The 17,924-nt window shown below is 62.9% G+C and carries 19 protein-coding genes; 8 read left to right on the forward strand and 11 right to left on the reverse strand.

Annotated elements, in window-relative coordinates:
* Positions 1 to 67 precede the first annotated feature (67 nt).
* The 3 genes from X742_RS155585 to X742_RS155575 are packed head-to-tail and all read right to left on the reverse strand — an operon-like array spanning position 68 to position 3,929.
* The gene (locus X742_RS155585) at positions 68 to 1,036 is read right to left on the reverse strand and encodes a substrate-binding domain-containing protein (protein ID WP_023772253.1); all 969 of its coding nucleotides are present in this window, start codon (positions 1,034 to 1,036) and stop codon (positions 68 to 70) included.
* Positions 1,033 to 2,346: an ABC transporter permease gene (locus X742_RS155580; protein ID WP_023772254.1), complete on the reverse strand. Its 1,314-nt coding sequence runs from the start codon at positions 2,344 to 2,346 to the stop codon at positions 1,033 to 1,035. Before X742_RS155580 ends, X742_RS155585 begins: the two co-directional genes overlap by 4 nt.
* A complete protein-coding gene (locus X742_RS155575; RefSeq protein ID WP_023772255.1) occupies positions 2,343 to 3,929 on the reverse strand; it encodes a sugar ABC transporter ATP-binding protein in 1,587 nt (528 codons plus the stop codon). Before X742_RS155575 ends, X742_RS155580 begins: the two co-directional genes overlap by 4 nt.
* 221 nt (positions 3,930 to 4,150) lie before the next feature.
* On the opposite strand from X742_RS155575, the gene X742_RS155570 reads away from it, so the two are divergent.
* Positions 4,151 to 5,170, forward strand: coding sequence for a LacI family DNA-binding transcriptional regulator (locus X742_RS155570; RefSeq protein ID WP_023772256.1), 1,020 nt, complete (start codon positions 4,151 to 4,153; stop codon positions 5,168 to 5,170).
* 40 nt (positions 5,171 to 5,210) lie between these two features.
* Here X742_RS155570 and X742_RS155565 read toward each other — a convergent pair whose 3' ends face one another.
* The 4 genes from X742_RS155565 to X742_RS155550 all read right to left on the reverse strand — a co-directional run bounded on the left by X742_RS155565 (position 5,211) and on the right by X742_RS155550 (position 9,038).
* Positions 5,211 to 6,005: an inositol monophosphatase family protein gene (locus X742_RS155565; protein WP_023772257.1), complete on the reverse strand. Its 795-nt coding sequence runs from the start codon at positions 6,003 to 6,005 to the stop codon at positions 5,211 to 5,213.
* Between the two features lie 76 nt (positions 6,006 to 6,081).
* Positions 6,082 to 7,083: an LLM class flavin-dependent oxidoreductase gene (locus X742_RS155560; protein ID WP_023772258.1), complete on the reverse strand. Its 1,002-nt coding sequence runs from the start codon at positions 7,081 to 7,083 to the stop codon at positions 6,082 to 6,084.
* Positions 7,080 to 7,913: an arylamine N-acetyltransferase gene (locus tag X742_RS155555; RefSeq protein ID WP_023772259.1), complete on the reverse strand. Its 834-nt coding sequence runs from the start codon at positions 7,911 to 7,913 to the stop codon at positions 7,080 to 7,082. The genes X742_RS155560 and X742_RS155555 overlap by 4 nt, the downstream gene beginning before the upstream one ends.
* 69 nt (positions 7,914 to 7,982) lie before the next feature.
* On the reverse strand, positions 7,983 to 9,038 hold the full coding sequence (locus X742_RS155550) for an AI-2E family transporter (protein WP_023772260.1): 1,056 nt from the start codon (positions 9,036 to 9,038) through the stop codon (positions 7,983 to 7,985).
* Between the two features lie 93 nt (positions 9,039 to 9,131).
* Between X742_RS155550 and X742_RS155545 the strand changes: the two genes are divergently transcribed.
* Together X742_RS155545 and X742_RS155540 are read left to right on the forward strand one after the other, a co-directional pair.
* Positions 9,132 to 9,908: a carboxymuconolactone decarboxylase family protein gene (locus tag X742_RS155545; RefSeq protein WP_245275537.1), complete on the forward strand. Its 777-nt coding sequence runs from the start codon at positions 9,132 to 9,134 to the stop codon at positions 9,906 to 9,908.
* A gap of 98 nt (positions 9,909 to 10,006) precedes the next feature.
* Entirely contained in the window at positions 10,007 to 10,843 is an 837-nt protein-coding gene (locus X742_RS155540; RefSeq protein WP_023772262.1) for a helix-turn-helix transcriptional regulator, read from the forward strand.
* A gap of 56 nt (positions 10,844 to 10,899) precedes the next feature.
* On the opposite strand, the gene X742_RS155535 is transcribed toward X742_RS155540, so the two are convergent.
* Complete coding sequence (locus X742_RS155535) at positions 10,900 to 11,952, reverse strand: LLM class flavin-dependent oxidoreductase (protein WP_031247930.1); 1,053 nt, start codon at positions 11,950 to 11,952, stop codon at positions 10,900 to 10,902.
* 86 nt (positions 11,953 to 12,038) lie between these two features.
* Here X742_RS155535 and X742_RS155530 point away from each other — a divergent pair, with 86 nt between their 5' ends.
* Positions 12,039 to 12,467, forward strand: a complete 429-nt coding sequence (locus tag X742_RS155530) for a DUF6481 family protein (protein ID WP_023772265.1) — start codon at positions 12,039 to 12,041, stop codon at positions 12,465 to 12,467.
* A 158-nt stretch (positions 12,468 to 12,625) separates the two neighbouring features.
* Here the strand turns inward: X742_RS155530 and sugE are convergent, their stop codons facing one another.
* Together sugE and X742_RS1000000176520 are read right to left on the reverse strand one after the other, a co-directional pair.
* Positions 12,626 to 12,940, reverse strand: a complete 315-nt coding sequence (gene sugE, locus X742_RS155525) for a quaternary ammonium compound efflux SMR transporter SugE (RefSeq protein WP_023772266.1) — start codon at positions 12,938 to 12,940, stop codon at positions 12,626 to 12,628.
* A gap of 198 nt (positions 12,941 to 13,138) precedes the next feature.
* The gene (locus X742_RS1000000176520; protein WP_023772267.1) at positions 13,139 to 13,264 is read right to left on the reverse strand and encodes a hypothetical protein; all 126 of its coding nucleotides are present in this window, start codon (positions 13,262 to 13,264) and stop codon (positions 13,139 to 13,141) included.
* Between the two features lie 211 nt (positions 13,265 to 13,475).
* Between X742_RS1000000176520 and X742_RS155520 the strand changes: the two genes are divergently transcribed.
* The 3 genes from X742_RS155520 to X742_RS155510 all read left to right on the forward strand — a co-directional run bounded on the left by X742_RS155520 (position 13,476) and on the right by X742_RS155510 (position 15,889).
* A complete protein-coding gene (locus tag X742_RS155520; RefSeq protein ID WP_023772269.1) occupies positions 13,476 to 14,285 on the forward strand; it encodes a transglutaminase family protein in 810 nt (269 codons plus the stop codon).
* 118 nt (positions 14,286 to 14,403) lie between these two features.
* Entirely contained in the window at positions 14,404 to 15,357 is a 954-nt protein-coding gene (locus X742_RS155515; RefSeq protein ID WP_023772270.1) for a cation diffusion facilitator family transporter, read from the forward strand.
* 127 nt (positions 15,358 to 15,484) lie between these two features.
* Positions 15,485 to 15,889: a GFA family protein gene (locus tag X742_RS155510; protein ID WP_023772271.1), complete on the forward strand. Its 405-nt coding sequence runs from the start codon at positions 15,485 to 15,487 to the stop codon at positions 15,887 to 15,889.
* A 3-nt stretch (positions 15,890 to 15,892) separates the two neighbouring features.
* Here the strand turns inward: X742_RS155510 and X742_RS155505 are convergent, their stop codons facing one another.
* Entirely contained in the window at positions 15,893 to 17,287 is a 1,395-nt protein-coding gene (locus X742_RS155505; RefSeq protein ID WP_023772272.1) for a DNA recombination protein RmuC, read from the reverse strand.
* Positions 17,288 to 17,390: 103 nt separating this feature from the next.
* On the opposite strand from X742_RS155505, the gene def reads away from it, so the two are divergent.
* A complete protein-coding gene (gene def / locus X742_RS155500) occupies positions 17,391 to 17,921 on the forward strand; it encodes a peptide deformylase (RefSeq protein WP_023772273.1) in 531 nt (176 codons plus the stop codon).
* Positions 17,922 to 17,924: the final 3 nt, after the last annotated feature.

Consider the following 17,924-nt stretch of genomic DNA (forward strand, 5'->3'; position numbering starts at 1 on the left):
AAGGTGCCAAGCTGTCCCTCGGACCAAGAACATGGACCTTGGGCCGGCGCTTATCTGCGGCGAAAACTCACAGACCGTTGTCCTTCAGCACCTGGGCGGCGTTTTCCTTGGTGATCTTCTGCGTCGGCAAGGTGATGGTCTTTTCCACCTTCTCGCCGTTGAGGAACTTGATCGCCTGGCGCAAGCCTTCCGCGCCCGGGGTGACATAGGTGAAAGTCGCCGTCAGCTCGCCCTTGTTCACCATCTGCACGCCTTCGTTGGGCAGGCCATCGATGCCGATGAACTTGATGTCCTTCTCGCGGCCGACATCCTTGGCGGCGAGATAGGCGCCGTAGGCCATCGGGTCGTTGTGGCCGTAGACGAGATCGATCTTCTCGTTGGTCTTCAGCGCGTTGGCCATCAGATTGTAGGCCTGGTCCTGCTTCCAGTCGCCCGATTGCTGGTCGAGCAAATATTTGATGCCCGGTTCCTTGTCGGTGAATTCATGGAAGCCGTCATGGCGGTCATGCGCCGGCTGGGTGCCCATGCCGCCCCAGATCTCGACGACATTGCCTGCTGCCTTGCCCTTGCCACCGAGCAGTTCGACGGCGTATTCGCCGGCCGCCCGCCCGATCAGGGCATTGTCGCCGCCGACGAACTGCGTGTAGTCCTTGGTGTCGACATTGCGGTCGAGCACGAAGACCGGGATCTTGGCGTCGATCGCCTGCTGCACGACGCCGGTCAGGCCGGCGGATTCTTTCGGCGAGACCAGCAGCGCGTCGACTTCCTGGCGGATCAGGTTCTCGACGTCGGCGACCTGTTTCTCAGTCTTGTCCTCGCCGTCGGTGATGATCAGCTCGACCTCCGGATGCTTGGCGGCCTCGGCAATGATGTCCTTGTTGAACTGGGCGCGCCAGGGCTCGATGGTGGTCACCTGCGAGAAGCCGATCTTCCACTTCTTGTCCTGGGCGAAGGCATGGCCGGTGGAGAGCAGTGCCGTGGTGGTCAGCAATGCCGCGCCGAGTGCAGCAAGCTTCAGCATGTCACGTCGTTTCATTTCTTGTTTCCTCCGAGATTGAGAGACGGTGTCTCTTGCGACGGCCGTTTTGCGGCGGCCGTTTCCTTGTGCGCTGCTCCGGGCAGGCGCAGATAGGCCATGAGATCGCCGGCATTGCGCTCCTGCACGAGCACGGTGCCGATGATGATCATCCCCTTCAGCACCAGCTGAAGGTTCGAATTGATGTTGTGGAGCTGCAATATGTTGGACAGCAGCCCGAAGATCAGCACGCCGCAGAAGGTGCCTATCAGGCTGCCGCGTCCGCCCATCAGGCTGGTGCCGCCGATGACCACGGCCGCGATGGCGTCGAGTTCCAGCCCGGCGCCGGCATCCGGCTTGCCTTGCCGGTACTGCGCCACGTAGAGCACCGCTGCGATCCCGGCGAGCAGGCCTGATATGGCATAGGTGGCGATCTTGACCCGGCCGGCGGCGATGCCGGAGAGCCTGGCCGCCTCCTCGTTGCCGCCGATCGCATAGACATAGCGGCCGAACGGCGTGAAGCGCAGGACCGCGCCATAAATGACGATGGCGCCGAGGAAGAACAGGCCGGGCATCGGGATGACGCCGAACACCAGCGAGCGCAGCATCTCGAAATCGGCGGTTGCGTTGGAACCGGTATAGACCGGCAGCACGGCATTGTTCTGGCCAGCGGTGAGCCGGGCGATGCCGAGCGCCGTCACCATCATCGCCAGCGTGACGATGAACGGCTGCAGCCGACCGCCGACGATGATGAAACCGTTGATGGCGCCGAACAGCAGGCCGACGCAGGGCGCCACCAGCAGCACGCCGAGAACGCCGAATTTGGGCTCGATCTGCGGCAGCAGGTACCACAACGAAAGACAGCACAGGACGACGCCGACGGTTGCCGGCGTGACCAGGCCGCGAACGGTGTCCAGCCTGACATCGCGAACGGCGGCATCCGCCCCGGCGCGGGACTTCTCCACATTGAGGAAGATGAAGCGCGTGATGACGAAGCCGAGGCACAGCGCGACCAGGGCGACGGTCGGCACGCCCAGCACGACGCCGGGCGTCACGCCCGGAACCGTCAGCAGCATGGCGCACACCACCGAGCAGATGGCCATCAGCGAACCGACGGAAAGGTCGATGCCGCCGGTTATAATGACAGCCGTCATGCCGGTGGCGATCAGCCCGGTGGTCGACACTTGCCGCAGCACGTCGAGCAGATTGCCGTAGGAGAGGAAGATGTTGTTGCCTTTGGAGCTGACCGGCGAGCCCAGCACGCCAATCAGGAAGATGGCGATCAGGCCCCAGTAGAGCTTGGTGCGGGATAGGAGTTTCAGTGCGGTCATGCGGCGGGTCTCGATAGGGTCCGGCGCGGTGCCGCGAGGCGCATGATGGCCTCCTCGCTCGCCGCGTCGCGCGAAAGGATGCCTGTCTGGCGGCCGTCGGACATGACCAGGATGCGGTCGGAAAGATGCAGCAATTCCGGCAGCTCGGAGCTGATGACGGCTATGGCTAGGCCCTCTCGCGCCAGCCGGAAGATGAGGTCGTAGATCTCGCGTTTGGCGCCGACATCGATGCCGCGCGTCGGCTCGTCGAGCAACAGCACCCTAGGCCTGGTCGCCAGCCACTTGCCGATGACGACCTTCTGCTGGTTGCCGCCCGACAGCGTGCCCGCGGGCTGGTCGATATCCCGGCAGCGGATGCCGAGGGCCTTGACCGCCTGCCGCGTCAGCCCCTGCTCTCCGGCCAGCGAGCGAATGCCGAAGCGCGCCAGCGCGCCGACCAGGGGCAGCGCCACATTGTCCGATATCGAGGCCTGCAGGTGCAGGCCTTGCGTCTTGCGGTCCTCGGTCACCAGCGCGATGCCGAGGCGTCTTGCATCGCGCGGCGAGCGGATATCCACCGGCTGGCCATCGAGCCGGATCTCGCCGCCGGCACGGCCATCGCTCGAGCCGAAGATCGCTTCCATGATCTCGGTGCGGCCTGAGCCCAGCAACCCGCCAATGCCGAGGATTTCTCCGGCGGCCACATCGAAGCTGACGCCGCCGATCACCTGCCGCCAGCCTTGGCGGTCGGGCTTCGACAGCGACAGGTCGCTGACCGAAAGCACGGTCCTGCCGCCAGGGTCCCGCTCACCTTGGGAGGATGCGAGCAGGTCCCGTCCGACCATCGCCGAAATGATGGCGTTTTCGTCGAGTTCGGCCATCGGCCGCGTCAGCACATGGCGTCCGTCGCGGAAGACGGTGACGCGACCGGCCAGATGCATCACCTCGTCGATGCGGTGCGAAATGTAGACGATGGCGACGCCGCTATCGGCAAGCTGGCCGATGATGCGGAACAGCCGCTGGCATTCGGCCGGCGACAAGGCCGAGGTCGGCTCGTCCATGATCAGGATGCGCGCCGACATCGACAGCGCCTTGGCGATTTCGACCAGTTGCTGTTCGCCGACACGCAAGGCGCCGACGCGAGCGTCCGGATCGAGTTCGATGCCGAGCCGCCGCAGGAGGGCGCTTGCCGCGCGGCTGCTCGCCTTGCGGTCGACGATCAGCCCGGCGATCAGCTTCTCACGGCCAAGAAAGATGTTGTCGGCGACGCTGAGCTCCGGCACCAGGTTGAGTTCCTGGTGGATGATGGCAATGCCGGCATCCTCGGCGTCGCGCACGCCGGCGAAGCCGACCGGCCGGCCATCAACGCTGACCGTGCCTTCATAGCCGGTATAGACGCCGGAGAGGATCTTCATCAGTGTCGATTTGCCGGCACCGTTCTCGCCCATCAGGGCGTGGACTTCGCCGCGTCGCAGTTCGAAGCCGACATCGACGAGCGCGGTGATGCCGCCAAAGCTCTTTGAAATATGCTCGGCGCTCAGAACGATGTCCGGCCGATCCGATGCCGCATTGCGCTTCGAACAAGGGGAACTGCTCTCTTGCATGACAATGGCGGCCTCCCTTCCGTCGTCGTCAACTCCAGGCAAACGCTAATCTAAACGTTTCGATAGTGTCAAGCCGATATCAGGTGCCAGAAGTTTGATGCATTTCGATTCTTGCTTAAAAAGAGAGGATTCCGTAGGTATTGGCGGCAAAGGGGTGACGAAACGTTTCGAAAATGACAACGTCAGGGCGAAAAAAACACCGCAAATCCACCGCGCCCACCATGCTCCACGTGGCTGAAGCGGCGCGTGTTTCGGTCGCCACCGTGTCGGCGCTGATCAATGGTACGGCGACCGTCAGCCCGGAGCTCAGCCAGCGTATCGAACAGGCAATCCGCGATATCGGCTACAAGCGCAACGCCATCGCCCGCAGCCTGAAGATGGGCACGACCCGCACCATCGGCCTGACCGTCCCGCACATCACCAATCCGTTCTTTACCGCCGTCGTTTCGGTGATCCAGCAGGCCTTCGACCGTGCCGGCTATGCCGTCATGCTGTGCTGCACCGACGAGGATTTGAACACCCAGGACGACCAGATCAGGCTGCTGCTCGACCGCATGGTCGACGGGCTCATCGTGGCGCGCGTCGGTGACGGTGCGATCCTCGAGCGGATCGTCGTCGACGCCAATGTGCCGGTCGTGTTGCTGGACCGCCTGTGCGAGGGCGTCGACACCGACGCCGTGGTTCTCGACAACCAGCGCGCGGTGTTCGACGCCATCACCTATCTGATCGATCTCGGCCATCGGCGGATCGGCTACATTACCGGCACCTCGGATATTTCACCCATGCATGACCGGATGACCGGATATTGCGAGGCGCTCCAGGCCGCCGGCTTGCCGGTGGCCGAGGAGCTGGTTCGCTCCGGCAATTTCCACGAGATCGACGGCTACAACGCGACCATGCAGCTGCTGTCGCTGCACGACCGGCCAAGCGCCATCTTCTCGGCCAACAACCCGATGGTGATCGGCACGATGAAGGCGATCCGCGACATCGGCCTGTCCTGTCCGGAGGACATTTCTGTAGCCTGCTTCGACGATTTTCCCTGGTCCGACGTGTTCCAGCCGCAACTGACGACGGTGGCGCAGCCGGTTCAGGCGATCGGCGAACAGGCGGCCAATCTGCTGCTCGACCGTCTCGCCGGCAACAGGGACGCGCCGCCGCGCAAGCTCGTCCTCAAGGGCCGTTTGATGATCCGCAATTCATGCCGCCCGCTTGGGGCGGTGGTGCAGAGCTTGAGTGCCTGAGCATGACGCCGAAAGGGTGAAGCGGTTTTCGGGTAATTGATCAGGGCGTGAAGACACCGGAACACAGTTCTTGCAGCTTCGAAAAGACGCCTTTGCCGCCGGTGATAATTTGTGTCCCGCTCTGCAACACCGTCTTCGGATCCGCCTTCAGGATCGTGCCGCCGGCCTCCTCGATCAGCAGCATGCCGGCGAGGCAGTCCCAAGGGTTCATGTGTTCCTCCACATAGCCAAGCAGCCGGCCCGAGGCGACATAGGCAAGCATCAGCGCGCCTGACGCGTTGCGGAAGAAGACGCCGCCCTCGGCCAGGATCTTCTTGATCAGCACGGCGATGTTCTCGGCTTCGGCCCGGTTTGAGAAGCCGGTGCCCACCGAGCCCTCTTCCAGGCTGGTGGCCGCACTCGTCTTGATCGGCCTGCCGTTGACAAAGGCGCCGCCGCCCAGCCTTCCGTGGAAGGTCTCGCCGGTCGCGGGCTCGTGAATGACGCCGACGATCGTCTCGCCATCCCTTGCGCAAGCGATCACCACGCACCAGGCCGGAATGCCGCGTACGAAATTGGCGGTGCCGTCGATGGGGTCTATGACCCAGGCATGGCCGGTCGAGCCGGCCACCGAGGCGTGCTCCTCGCCGATAATGCCGTCTTGCGGATAGTCGGCGGCGATTGCAGCGCGGATGAACAGCTCGACCTCGCGGTCGGCCTGCGAGACCAGGTCCTGATGGCCTTTGCTTTCGATGGTCAGGCTGTCGAGATCGCGGAAATATTTCAGGCCGAGTTCGCCGGCGCGCCGCGCCAGGTCGATGGCAAACTGCTCGCGTCTGTCGAGATCATGGGGCAAGGCAAGGCTCGCTGCTGCAAAGGATACCCCGCACTTAGCAGAGCATCGACGTCGGCAAAAGCTCTAGGCCGCCTGTTCAAGCCGCTTGCGACAACGATCTGTTCGCCTCCGCCAAAATCTCGAAGGAGCGCACGCGAGCGGCGTGGTCTGATATCTGCGCTGTGATCATCAGCTCGTCGGCGCCGGTGCGGCGCACGAACGCATCGATGCCTTGCCGGACTGTTTCCGGTGAGCCGACGACGGCGCAGGACAGCGCCTGGCTGAGCATGGACTTGGCCATGGGGTCGAGATCCCGGTCATAGTTCTCGACCGGTGGCGGCAATTTTCCCGGCCTGCCGGTGCGCAGATTGACGAAGGCCTGCTGCAGCGAGGAGAACAGCAGCCGCGCCTCGGCGTCGGTGGATGCCGCAAAGACGTTGAGGCCGAGCATGACATGCGGCTTTTCGAGCTGCTCCGACGGCTGGAAGCGCGAGCGGTAGATGTCCAGCGCATGATCGAGTTCCGCCGGCGCGAAATGCGAGGCGAAAGCGTAAGGCAGGCCGAGCATGGCGGCGAGCTGCGCGCCGTAGAGGCTGGACCCAAGAATCCAGATCGGCACCGTCTGGCCCTCGCCGGGCACGGCGCGCAGACGCTGGCCTTCCTCTGCCGGCAGGAAATAGCCCATCAGCTCGACGACATCCTGCGGGAAATTGTCGGCGCCGGCCTCGAGATTGCGGCGCAGCGCGCGCGCCGTGTTCATGTCGGTGCCGGGAGCGCGACCGAGGCCAAGGTCGATGCGGCCGGGAAACAGGGCGGCGAGCGTGCCGAATTGCTCGGCGATCACCAGCGGCGCATGGTTGGGCAGCATGATGCCGCCGGCGCCGACACGGATGGTTTTGGTGCCGCCGGCGACATGGGCGATGACGACCGATGTGGCCGCACTGGCGATGCCTGGCATGTTGTGATGTTCGGCCAGCCAGTAGCGTTTGTAGCCGAGCCGCTCGGCGTGGCGGGCGAGATCGAGCGAATTGGCGAACGATTGCGAGGCATCGCTGCCTTCGACGATCGGCGACAGGTCGAGAACGGACAGTTCGGTCATATACTGGTCTCCACGATCTTCTTCTCGCGCACCCCGGCCTCGAAGGCCTTGCGGTCGGGAATGGTGATGCCGAGTTGGCCTTCCAGCGTGTCGGCAAGTTCGGCGGCGGTGGCGATCTGCTTCTGCTCGGTGCGGCCATCGATGTGATGGGTCGACAGGCGATTCCCCCGCAAGCCGTAGCGCCGGTCGGGCGCGGCGCGGGCCGCTATGACGGAGGTGAGGAAATGCGATGCAGGGTTGGTCGACAGGAAGTAATTGGTGACGGAATAGTCGACCTCATAGTTCGGCTGCAGGTCGAAGCGATACAGCGAGCGCCAGTCGCCGCCGATCGAGGCCTGCAGGCGAAAATGATCGCCGGCCTCGACAATGCGGAATGTTTCGTGCGGCGTTTTTTGTTCGCGGCCGGGCTTCAGCAGCAGAGGCGCCGTAAGCGTCAGGCCGCCGAATCCGACGTCGGCGATATAGGTGTGGCCGTCAAGCTCAACGCGCAAAAGCATGTGGCTACGCGCCGTGATGGCGTCCTCGCTCTGCCCCCAAAGCACACGCGCGGCAAGGCCGCCGACCTCGAAGCCGAGCGCTTTCAGCGCGTGCATGAGGAGGAGATTGTGCTCGAAGCAATAGCCGCCACGCCCACCAAGGACGATCTTGCCCTGCAGCGAGGCGGCATCCAATCGGACCGGCCGTCCCAGAAACGGATCCATATTCTCGAACGGGATCGCCTGCGGATGCAGGAAATGGAGCGTCTTTAGCGTTTCGAGCGAAGCTTCCGTGGAACCGGCGTGGCCGATCCGGGCGAAATAGGCTTCGAGGTCGAAGGGAACGTCGTTCATCGGGAAGGCACCGGGCACTGATCGGCCGGATATAGGCATTCGATCCCGCCGTCGCAAACCGTGCGCCGGTTATCCGGCTGCCGCGGCGTCCTGCTCGTCGGCTTCGTCCTCAACGACCGCCGTGTGTTGTGCGGCGAGAAAATTGCCGACGTGACTGAGGCTCTCGAAATGATCGCAGAACACCTTGACGACGACCAGCAGCGGCACCGCCATCAACGCGCCGACAAAGCCCCACAGCCATGACCAGAATGCGATGGCGATGAAGATCGCCACGGCGTTGATCTCGAGCCGCCGCCCGACCACCATCGGCGTCACGAACTGGCCTTCGATGATGTCGCACAAAACCAGGAAGGCAGGCGCCAACAGCGCATAGGCGATCGTGTCGAAGGTGATGAGCGCGATGACGGTGACCAGGACAAGCGTGATCATGGCCCCGACATAGGGCAGGAAATTGAGCAGNGACGTGTGCTCTTCCGATCTGACGACGCGCAGCGCCCGCTTCTTCTCGGTGAGGCTGGCGAAGGACTGGATGATCTTCTCATAGAACATCGTGCCCGAGGCGAGCAGGAACAGCGACAGCACGAAGATGATCGTCAGGCTTGTTCCAGCCGACAGGATGTTGCTCGCCGCCGACGAGAAGAAGCCGGACTGCGCTACCGCGACCTTTTGCACGCCCGGTTCCTGCGTTGTCTCGGTGAGCCCTTCGATCTGGTGCGCAATGTCCATGATCCTCTCGAGAGGCCGTCGCAGCTGCGCCAACCGCTCGGTCAGCTGCTGGCCGATGGACGATGTGTTGTTGATGAGATCGATAATGGGCCCACTGAGCACATAGCCGGCGCTCGCGAAGACGAAGATGGACACAAGCACCAGAAGCGTCGCCGAAACCACTTCGGGAATGCCGCGCTTGCGCAGCAGTCTTACGATCGGGGTCAGCGTCAGCGCCAGCAGGAAGGCCAGGATGACCGGCATAAAAAAAGCGCGCGCGAAATAGAGCGCATAGACGGTCATGAACAGGAACATACCGATGAGCAACGAGCGCATCAGGCGCGTATCGGCACGCGCCGCCACACGCGACTCTTCAGCTTCGGCAACGCCTGCGCCCAAAGCGGCGGGTTCGGCCTTCATCGCGATCCCCTCGGCGGGCACATCACAACTGATGCAATCCGCAGACGGAAACGCCAGCGCTGCTTCAAGGTTCCGTTAGCCGGCACTGATGGCGTGGCCGCCGTCGAGCGGGGGCGCCGTCAAGATAGCTCAAACCGTCGGCTCGGCTGCGAGCGTTCCACGATTACATGCCGTGTAATTGAGTCCGGGCAGGCGGCGGGCCTAGTACGGGAGCAGGCCTTCGCAACCCAAGGGCTCGCAAGGCCGGCGCGGCGAGGATGTCGCCGGCACGATTACGCCCTACCCCTGAAAGAGGACATCACGATGCAAAGATTTACCCTTCAAACAGCCGAGTCGGCGCCGGAGAAATCCAGGCCCGCGTTGAAGGCGCTCGAGGAGAAGTTTGGTTTTCTTCCGAACGTCATGGCGACGATGGCCAACAATCCGGTTCTCCTCAACGGTTTCGTCAGCAGCTTCGGCAGTTTCCACGGCGGGAGCTTCGACGAGATCGAAAAGCAGGTGCTGCTGCTGACCAACGCGGTCACCATCAAATGCCCCTGGACCGTCGCCGCGCATTCGACATTCGCCATCGAGGATGGGATTGCGGAAAGCGAAGTCAAGGCGATCCGGGATGGCAGGTTGCCGACGGACCCGAAATATGCGGCACTCTCGGCCCTGACGAGGGCACTGATCGAAAACAAGGGAAACGTGAGTGACTCGGACATCGATGCGTTTACTTCGGCGGGCTATTCGGAAGCCCAGATCCTGGAAGTGGTAACCGGTGTCGGCGTCTCCACCATGGCGGCAACCACCACCAACATGGCCGGCACGCCGATCGAAGAGCGCTTCCAGCCGCAGGCATGGTCTCCCGCCGCCGCGATTGCCGCCTGACCCGATCGACGGCGCATGGATCTTCTGGTGCATGCGCCGTCAAGCGATGCGTTATCGCATGGCGTGTATCGTTCGAGGGACTGCGAGGACAGCGGGATATGAGGATCAATTCCAGAACGGCCATGACACCCGACCTGGGCACGCTCTTGCGTTACTGGCGCGATGTGCGTGGCAGAAGTCAGCTTGATCTATCCCTCGATACGGGAATTTCGCAAAGACAGATCAGCTTCATCGAAAGCGGACGCAGCGTTCCCGGCCGTGAGACCTTGATGGCGATCGCCGGGGTGCTTGATGTCCCTTTGCGCGAGCGCAATGCCCTGCTTTTGGCGGCAGGCTACGCGCCGATGTTCCCCGAAGGCGCCTGGAACTCCATGGAAATGAAGAGCGTCACCGATGCCCTGACGCGCATCCTGCGCCAGCATGAACCCTATCCGGCGCTGGTCATGGACCGGTACTGGAATGTGCTGATGACCAACGAAGCCGCACCGCTCTTCTTCGGCTGTTTCCGCGACATGGCCGCTCGGGAAAGGCCGCGCAACATGCTTCACCTCATGTTCGATCCCGAAGGCATGCGCCCGTTCGTCGCCAATTGGCCTGATGTGGCGCGGAGCCTGTTCGAGCGGGTCTATCGCGAATCCATTGGCCGCGTCGTCGACGAAAAGACCAGGGAGTTGCTGGCGGCGTTGCTCGCCTACCCGGACGTGGACAGCGATTGGAAAAATCCGGTGGCGATCGGCTTCATGCCGGTCATTCCGCTTGGCTTCATCAAGGACGGTCGCCGCCTGGACTACTTTTCGATGGTCACCACGGTCGGCACCCCCCAAACCGTCGCCGCCCAGGAACTGCGCATCGAGTGTATGTTCCCAGCCGACGAGGCGACCGAAATCCATCATGCCGCGATGATGGATGCGGCAGCGCATGGGATAACGCTATAAGCCTGCCCACCGCGAGCGGATGGAATGAGGCCCTGTTCTCGCGGGCCTCATCACGTTCACGCGACAGGCGCCGCCACGGGCGGGGCGGCCTTCGCCGTTTCCTTGCGCACCATCGGCGCCACCTTGGTGCCGTAGAGCTCGATCGCCTTCATGATCTTGGCGTGCGGCATGGTGCCGATCGCCATCTGCAGCAGGAAGCGGTCGTTACCGAACACCCTGTGCTGGGTCACGATCTTTTCCGCCACCTGCTCCGGATTGCCGACGAACAGCGCGCCGTCCGGACCACGCGACTGGTCGAAATGCGCACGCGATGTCGGACCCCAGCCGCGCTCACGGCCGATGCGGTTCATCACTTCGGCCTGGGGGCCGTAGAAGTCGTCCGCCGCCTGCTCGGTCGTCTTGGCGATGAAGCCATGCACGTTGATGCTTGTGGCCAACCCTGCCGGATCGCTGCCGGCGCGCTTGGCGGCCTCACGGTAGAGGTCGAACAGCGGCGCGAATCGCGCCGGTTCGCCCCCGATGATGGCAAGCGCCAGCGGCAGGCCAAGCGCGCCCGCCCGAGCGGCCGATTGCGGTGTTCCGCCAATGGCGATCCAGACCGGCAGCCTGTCCTGGAAGGGCCTGGGATAGACACCGCGATCGTTGATTGGCGCGCGCAGATTGCCCGACCAGGTAACCTTCACCTGATCGCGGATGGCCAGCAGCAGGTCGAGCTTTTCGGCGAACAACTCGTCATAGTCTTCGAGATTGTAGCCGAACAGCGGGAAGGATTCGATGAACGAACCTCGCCCGGCCATGATCTCGGCGCGGCCGCCCGACAAAAGGTCGAGCGTGGAAAACTGCTGGAAAACGCGCACCGGATCGTCGGAGGACAATACTGTCACCGCACTGGTCAGCTTGATGCGCTTCGAACGCTCCGCCGCTGCGGCCAAAGCCACGACCGGTGCCGAGGCGGCATAGTCCGGCCGATGGTGTTCGCCGAGGCCGAAGACGTCGAGCCCGACCTGGTCGGCGAGTTCGATCTCCTCGATCAGGTTGCGCAGCCGCTCATGCGGACCGATGGCGCCGGGNGGCGGAAAATGCGTCTCCCGGGTGCAACATCCCGGAATTTCATGGCTGGCATACCGTTTTGGCGCTTGAACTCCCGGTTTTCGCGCGTATGTAAGCGTCGCGAATAGACTTCAAGGAAGTGGACTTGGCTATCTACAGGGAAAAAGACATTTTCGAGCGGCGCAATGCCGCGACCGAGGCAAAGAAGGCGCTTCTGGAGCGCTTCAAGTCAAAGCCGGCAGCAGACGATCCCGCGGTGCTCGCACGACAGGCCGAACGCAAGGCGATCCTTGCGGCTCGTGAGATACGCGAGGCCGAGAAGGCCAAGCTGAAGCAGGAAAAGCTGGCACGCGAGGCGATTGAGAAAGCCGAGCGTGAGGCAGCAGCCGAAGCTGCGCGCATTGCCGCCGAAGAGGCCGCGCAAGCCGATGCCAAGCTTCGGGAAGCTGAAGAGAACGAGCGTATCTCTCGTTTGCTTGCCGACGAAGCCGAGCGCAAGGCAAAGCGCGACGCACGCTATGCGGCTCGCAAGCAGCGCACCGGCAGGACACCGCCCGGCTTTACGGGTCGCTAAGAGCGCACTCGTGTCGATCGATGATCAATGAGGGACGCGCCAAGGCGCGGCCCTTTTTCGCGTTTGTCGTGTTGCCCACGGGAAGCCTCCCTGCATCCAGGGATGTCGATTCATGGATGTGAGCTCGGTCGAGATAATCAGCCGGTGGACAGGGCCGTTCAGGCCGCGAATTTCAGCCCCATAATACCGCAGACGATCAAAGCGATGCAGCCGAGCCTGATCGCCGTCGCGGGCTCGCCCAGCAGCCAGATGCCGAGCAGCGCCGTGCCGACAGTGCCGATACCGGTCCACACCGCATAGGCGGTGCCGACAGGCAGCGTCTTCAGCGCCAGACCAAGCAAGGTCAAACTGACGATCATCGACGCGACCGTGAGCACGGTCGGAACAAACCTGGTGAAGCCGTCGGTGTATTTGAGCCCGATCGCCCAGCCGATTTCGAACAGGCCTGCGAAGAACAGAAGAATCCATGACATCGGAACGCTCCATCCAGAACATCCGGCCGAAAGGTCCTCGAATGCTCAATCACACAATGTGCGGGCCGTCCCAGCCGGATTTCGGGAAATGCGAGGTCGTCCCCGCATCGTCGCTATAGGGCGTCTGAACGCCCAATCAACAACTCGCCGGCGGCATGTCGGACGCCGCCGGTGAAATCCATCCACGCTTTGCGATATCTACTTTTCCTTGATCCTCATCGCCTTGACCGGCGGCGCCTTCAGGGCCGGAGCGGCTACAGGCTTCTTGGCGTCTTTCTTTGGTTTGCGGGCTTCCTTGCCTGCCTTCATCGCACCTTTAGCCATGATTCGTTCCTCCAGTTGCGGGAAGCGGAGTGAAACAAGACAAAGGCCGGACTGCAAGAGGCGAGTGCCTGCTGCCGGCGCCGGCAGGCCGCTTTCAACCGATTTCTAATTTGCTCGTAAACCCCGGCTGTCCATGCCATGCTTGTCTTCGCACTGCAGCATCGACCCGTGCACCGCCGGGTGATCGTCAGGCAGGCCGGTCAGGACGACAATGCGGATCCATATCGGCTGTGAGATGAGCTTCGACTTTCCGCAGGAAACGCCGCTCATCGCAATGCTCAATGTCCACTATTCCCGCGCCTCCGATCTTGAGCGCCCGGATTTCCTGACCTCCAACCCGCCAGTGCCGATCGAGAGTTATCGCGACAGCTTCGGCAACTGGTGCAACCGGCTCGTCGCCCCGCCCGGGCGTTTCACTTTCGGTACGGATGCGGTAATCCGCGACTACGGCACATTCGAGATGCGCGAGTTGATGGCGTGGCAGCACGAGGTGCGCGACCTGCCGGCTGAAACGCTACTGTTCCTGCTGCCCAGCCGGTTTTGCGAAAGCGACCTCTTGGCAAGCGAGGCATGGCGGCTGTTCGGCCACATGCCATCAGGCATCCCGCGCGTGCAGGCGGTGTGCGATTTCGTCCACAACCACATCGTCTTCGACTACGGCAACGCACGAGTGACGCGCACCGCCGCGGAAGCCTGGCGCGAACGGAGCGGCGTGTGCCGCGATTTCGCGCATCTTGCCGTCACATTCTGCCGGGCACTCAATATCCCGACGCGCTATTGCACAGGCTACATCAGCGACATAGGCATGCCGAAGCCTTGGGCGAGCATGGACTTCTGCGCCTGGATGGAGGTTTATCTCGGCGGCCGCTGGCACGCTTTCGATCCGCGCAACAACGCGCCACGCATCGGCCGTATCCTGATCGCCTCCGGCCGCGACGCGGCGGATGTGCCGCTGACCCACATTTTCGGGCCAGGGTTGCTTACGGGCTTCAAGGTGTGGACCGACGAGGTCCAGGAATAGCTGGCCTTCCCGCCAGCCGGTTTCGAACACATTGAACGGCCCGACGATTGGCGCGTTGTGGTGGCTGTGCAACTCCGCGGCAGAGCCGCTACACCGTCTCGAAGAGGATCGAAGCTGCATGGCAGGGCACGGCGGCTCCAGAACGGTCATCTACGCGGCGCTCGCCGGCAATCTCGCCATAGCGCTGACCAAATTCGCCGCTGCCTTTTTCACCGGGAGTTCGGCCATGCTGTCGGAAGGCGTGCATTCGCTGGTCGATACAGGCAATGGCGGCCTGCTGCTTTACGGCATGCACCGGGCGGCACGCCCCGCGGACAGCTCGCACCCGCTCGGCCATGGCCGTGAACTCTATTTTTGGAGCTTCATCGTCGCCCTTCTGGTCTTCGCGCTGGGCGCCGGCGTGTCGTTCTACGAGGGCATCATCCACATCATGGCGCCAGAGCCGGTCGCCAACGCTAAAGTGAACTACATCGTTCTCGGCCTGTCCTTCGTGTTCGAAGGCAGCTCCTGGCTGGTGGCGCTGAAGGAATTCCGCAAGCAGAAGGGCAAGCTCGGCTGGCTGCAAGCTGTGCAATCGAGCAAGGATCCGAGCGTCTATACGGTGCTGTTCGAAGACAGTGCGGCCCTTCTCGGCCTGGTCGTCGCCTTTGCCGGCATATTGGCGGCGGAGATTTTCGAGATGCCCGAACTCGACGGCGCCGCCTCGATCGGCATCGCGCTTATCCTCGGCACGACGGCAATCTTCCTGGCGCGTGAAAGCAAGGGCCTGCTCATCGGCGAGCCGGCCTCACCCGAGGTGCAGAGGAAGGTGCTGGCGATCGTCCAGCAGGATCCGGCGGTGCAGCGGGCGAACGGTGTGCTGACGGTGCATATGGGCCCGGAAGAAATCGTTGCCGGCCTGAGCATCGAATTCGAGGACCATTTGTCGGCGCCGGAGATCGAGGCCTGTGTCGAGCGCATCGAGGCGCGGTTGAAAAAAGAGATGCCTGAGATCTCGCGGCTGTTCGTCAAGCCGCAGACGTCAGGCACCTGGGAAAAGCGGCGCAAGCTGATCGAATCCGCGTCCGGATAAATTCGAGTACGAACTTTTGCCGCACGGCAGTCCACTTTTGGGGATTCTGGCCTCTGGACCAGCGCCCCGCCGTTGCCTCGTGTCTCCGTGCCGCTAAAATCAGCCGATCGATGTTGGAGGAATGACGATGAAGATCGACGGCGGCTGCCATTGTGGCGCCATCACCTATGAGGCGGAGGTCGACCCGGAAAAGACTTCGATCTGCCATTGTACCGATTGCCAGCAACTGACCGGTACGGCATTTCGCGTCACCGTTCCAGCGACAGGGGATCATTACCGGATCACCAGCGGCGAACCGAAAATCTACATCAAGACCGTGGCGAGCGGTGCCAAGCGAACGCAGGCTTTTTGTGCCGACTGCGGCTCGCATCTTTATGCGACATCGGTCGGCGACGGTCCGAAGGTCTATGGGATCAGGGTCGGGACCTCGCGGCAGCGCCAGGACCTGGTCCCGAGACACCAGAAATGGCATCGCTCGGCGCTGCACTGGCTTCCGGAATTCGAGGGTATGACGACGGTCGAAGAGCAGTAGCGTTCAGTCGTCGCCTTCGACGACCCTCAACCTCAACTGCCCGGTCTTTGAATCGGCAACGCGCGGTGCGGCCTCCAGCTTGGTTGTGCCGCCGCGCGGGGCGTCGGGCTCGCCTTCTCCGAATTCCAGCGCCTCGATCTTCTGGCCACGCTTGGTCACTTTCGAGGTCGAGACGAGTATGTCTTCGATGTCCTTGGCCGACTGGCCGAAATGCCCCTGCAATTTGCGCACGCGCTCGTCGACACGCTGGACGTCTTCCATCAGCCTGATGACTTCGCCCTGGATCAGATGCGCCTGCTCGCGCATGCGTGCATCCTTGAGGATCGCCTGGATGACCTGGATCGACAACATCAAGAGCGAAGGCGAGACGATGATGACGCGGGCACGGTGCGCCTTCTGGACAACCGCTTCGAAGTTCTCGTGTATTTCGGCGAATACCGATTCCGACGGCACGAACATGAAGGCTGTGTCCTGGGTTTCGCCCTGGAGCAGGTATTTTTCCGAAATGTCTCGGATATGGACCTCGATATCGCGGCGAAAGGCCTGGGCCGCGACCTTCTGCAAGTCGGCGTTATCGGCGGCCCGGATCGCATTCCACGCTTCCAGCGGAAATTTGGCGTCGATGGCTAGCGACNATTTTTCCGAAATGTCTCGGATATGGACCTCGATATCGCGGCGAAAGGCCTGGGCCGCGACCTTCTGCAGGTCGGCGTTATCGGCGGCCCGGATCGCATTCCACGCTTCCAGCGGAAATTTGGCGTCGATGGCTAGCGACGGCGCCCCGTTCGGCATTTTCACCAGGCAGTCCGGCCGGCTGCCGTTCGACAGCGTCGCCTGGAATTCGTAGGCGCCGTGAGGTAGGCCGTCGGCGACGATCGCCTCCATGCGCGACTGGCCGAAAGCGCCGCGCGTCTGCTTGTTGGAGAGGATCGCCTGCAACTGCACGACCTGGCCGGCCAGCGACTGGATGTTGCCCTGCGCTGTGTCGATGATCGCCAGCCGCTCCTGCAGTTTCGCGAGGCTCTCATGAGTGGACTTGGTCTGCTCGGTCATGGTCTGGCCGATGCGGCCGGTCATGGCGTCGAGCCGCTGGCCGATGGACTGCGTCAATTCGGCTTGACGGGCGCCGAACACTTCGGCGATGGCGCCCATGCGGCCCTGCATCTCGGCCTGGGATTGGAGAATGCCGGCCATCCGCGCCTCGGCGTCGCGGGCATGGTCGGCGGCCTCCGCGGCGGCGGCCGCGCGCGCCTTGGCCGACCGCCACAGCGCAACGACGAGCGTCACGAACAAGCCGAGAAACAGCAACGCGCCGAAGGCCAGCGCGTGGCCAAGCGTGATTGTCGAGGCGCCGAGCCGTGCGACGGGCTCCGAAAGGATGGTGCTCAGATCATTCATGTGGACAGCATAGCCGATTCGGCGGTCTGGCACAGATCAAAACGTGAACGACGCGCAGGCGAACCGGTTGACGCCTTTCTATTGAGGTCTTAGGTGAAACGCCATGCCGATCAAGCCGCTTATCATTCTCCCCGATCCCATCCTGCGCCAGGTCTCCAAGCCGGTGGAGCGCGTCGACGCGCCATTGCGCAAACTGGCCGACGATATGCTGGCGACCATGTATGACGCACCCGGCATTGGGCTGGCGGCAATCCAGGTCGGCGAGCCGCTGCGGATGCTGGTGATCGATCTCGCCAAGGAAGACGAAACCCCGGCGCCACACGTCTTCATCAACCCGGAAATTCTCGAAAGCGCCGACGCGCGCTCCGTCTACGAGGAAGGCTGCCTGTCGATCCCGGACTACTATGCCGAGGTCGAGCGCCCGGCTTCGGTGCGGGTCAAATATCTCGACCGCGACGGCAAGCTGCAGGAGATCGAGGCCGAAGGGCTGATGGCAACCTGCCTGCAGCACGAGATCGACCATCTCAACGGTGTGCTGTTCATCGACCACATCTCGAAGCTGAAGCGCGACATGGTGGTGAAGAAGTTCAAGAAGCTCGCCAGGGACAAGGCGCCGGGCAAGCTGGTGGGGTAGGGC

Origin of the sequence: Mesorhizobium sp. LNHC229A00 (assembly GCF_000502415.1) — a bacterium.
Taxonomy (GTDB): domain Bacteria; phylum Pseudomonadota; class Alphaproteobacteria; order Rhizobiales; family Rhizobiaceae; genus Mesorhizobium.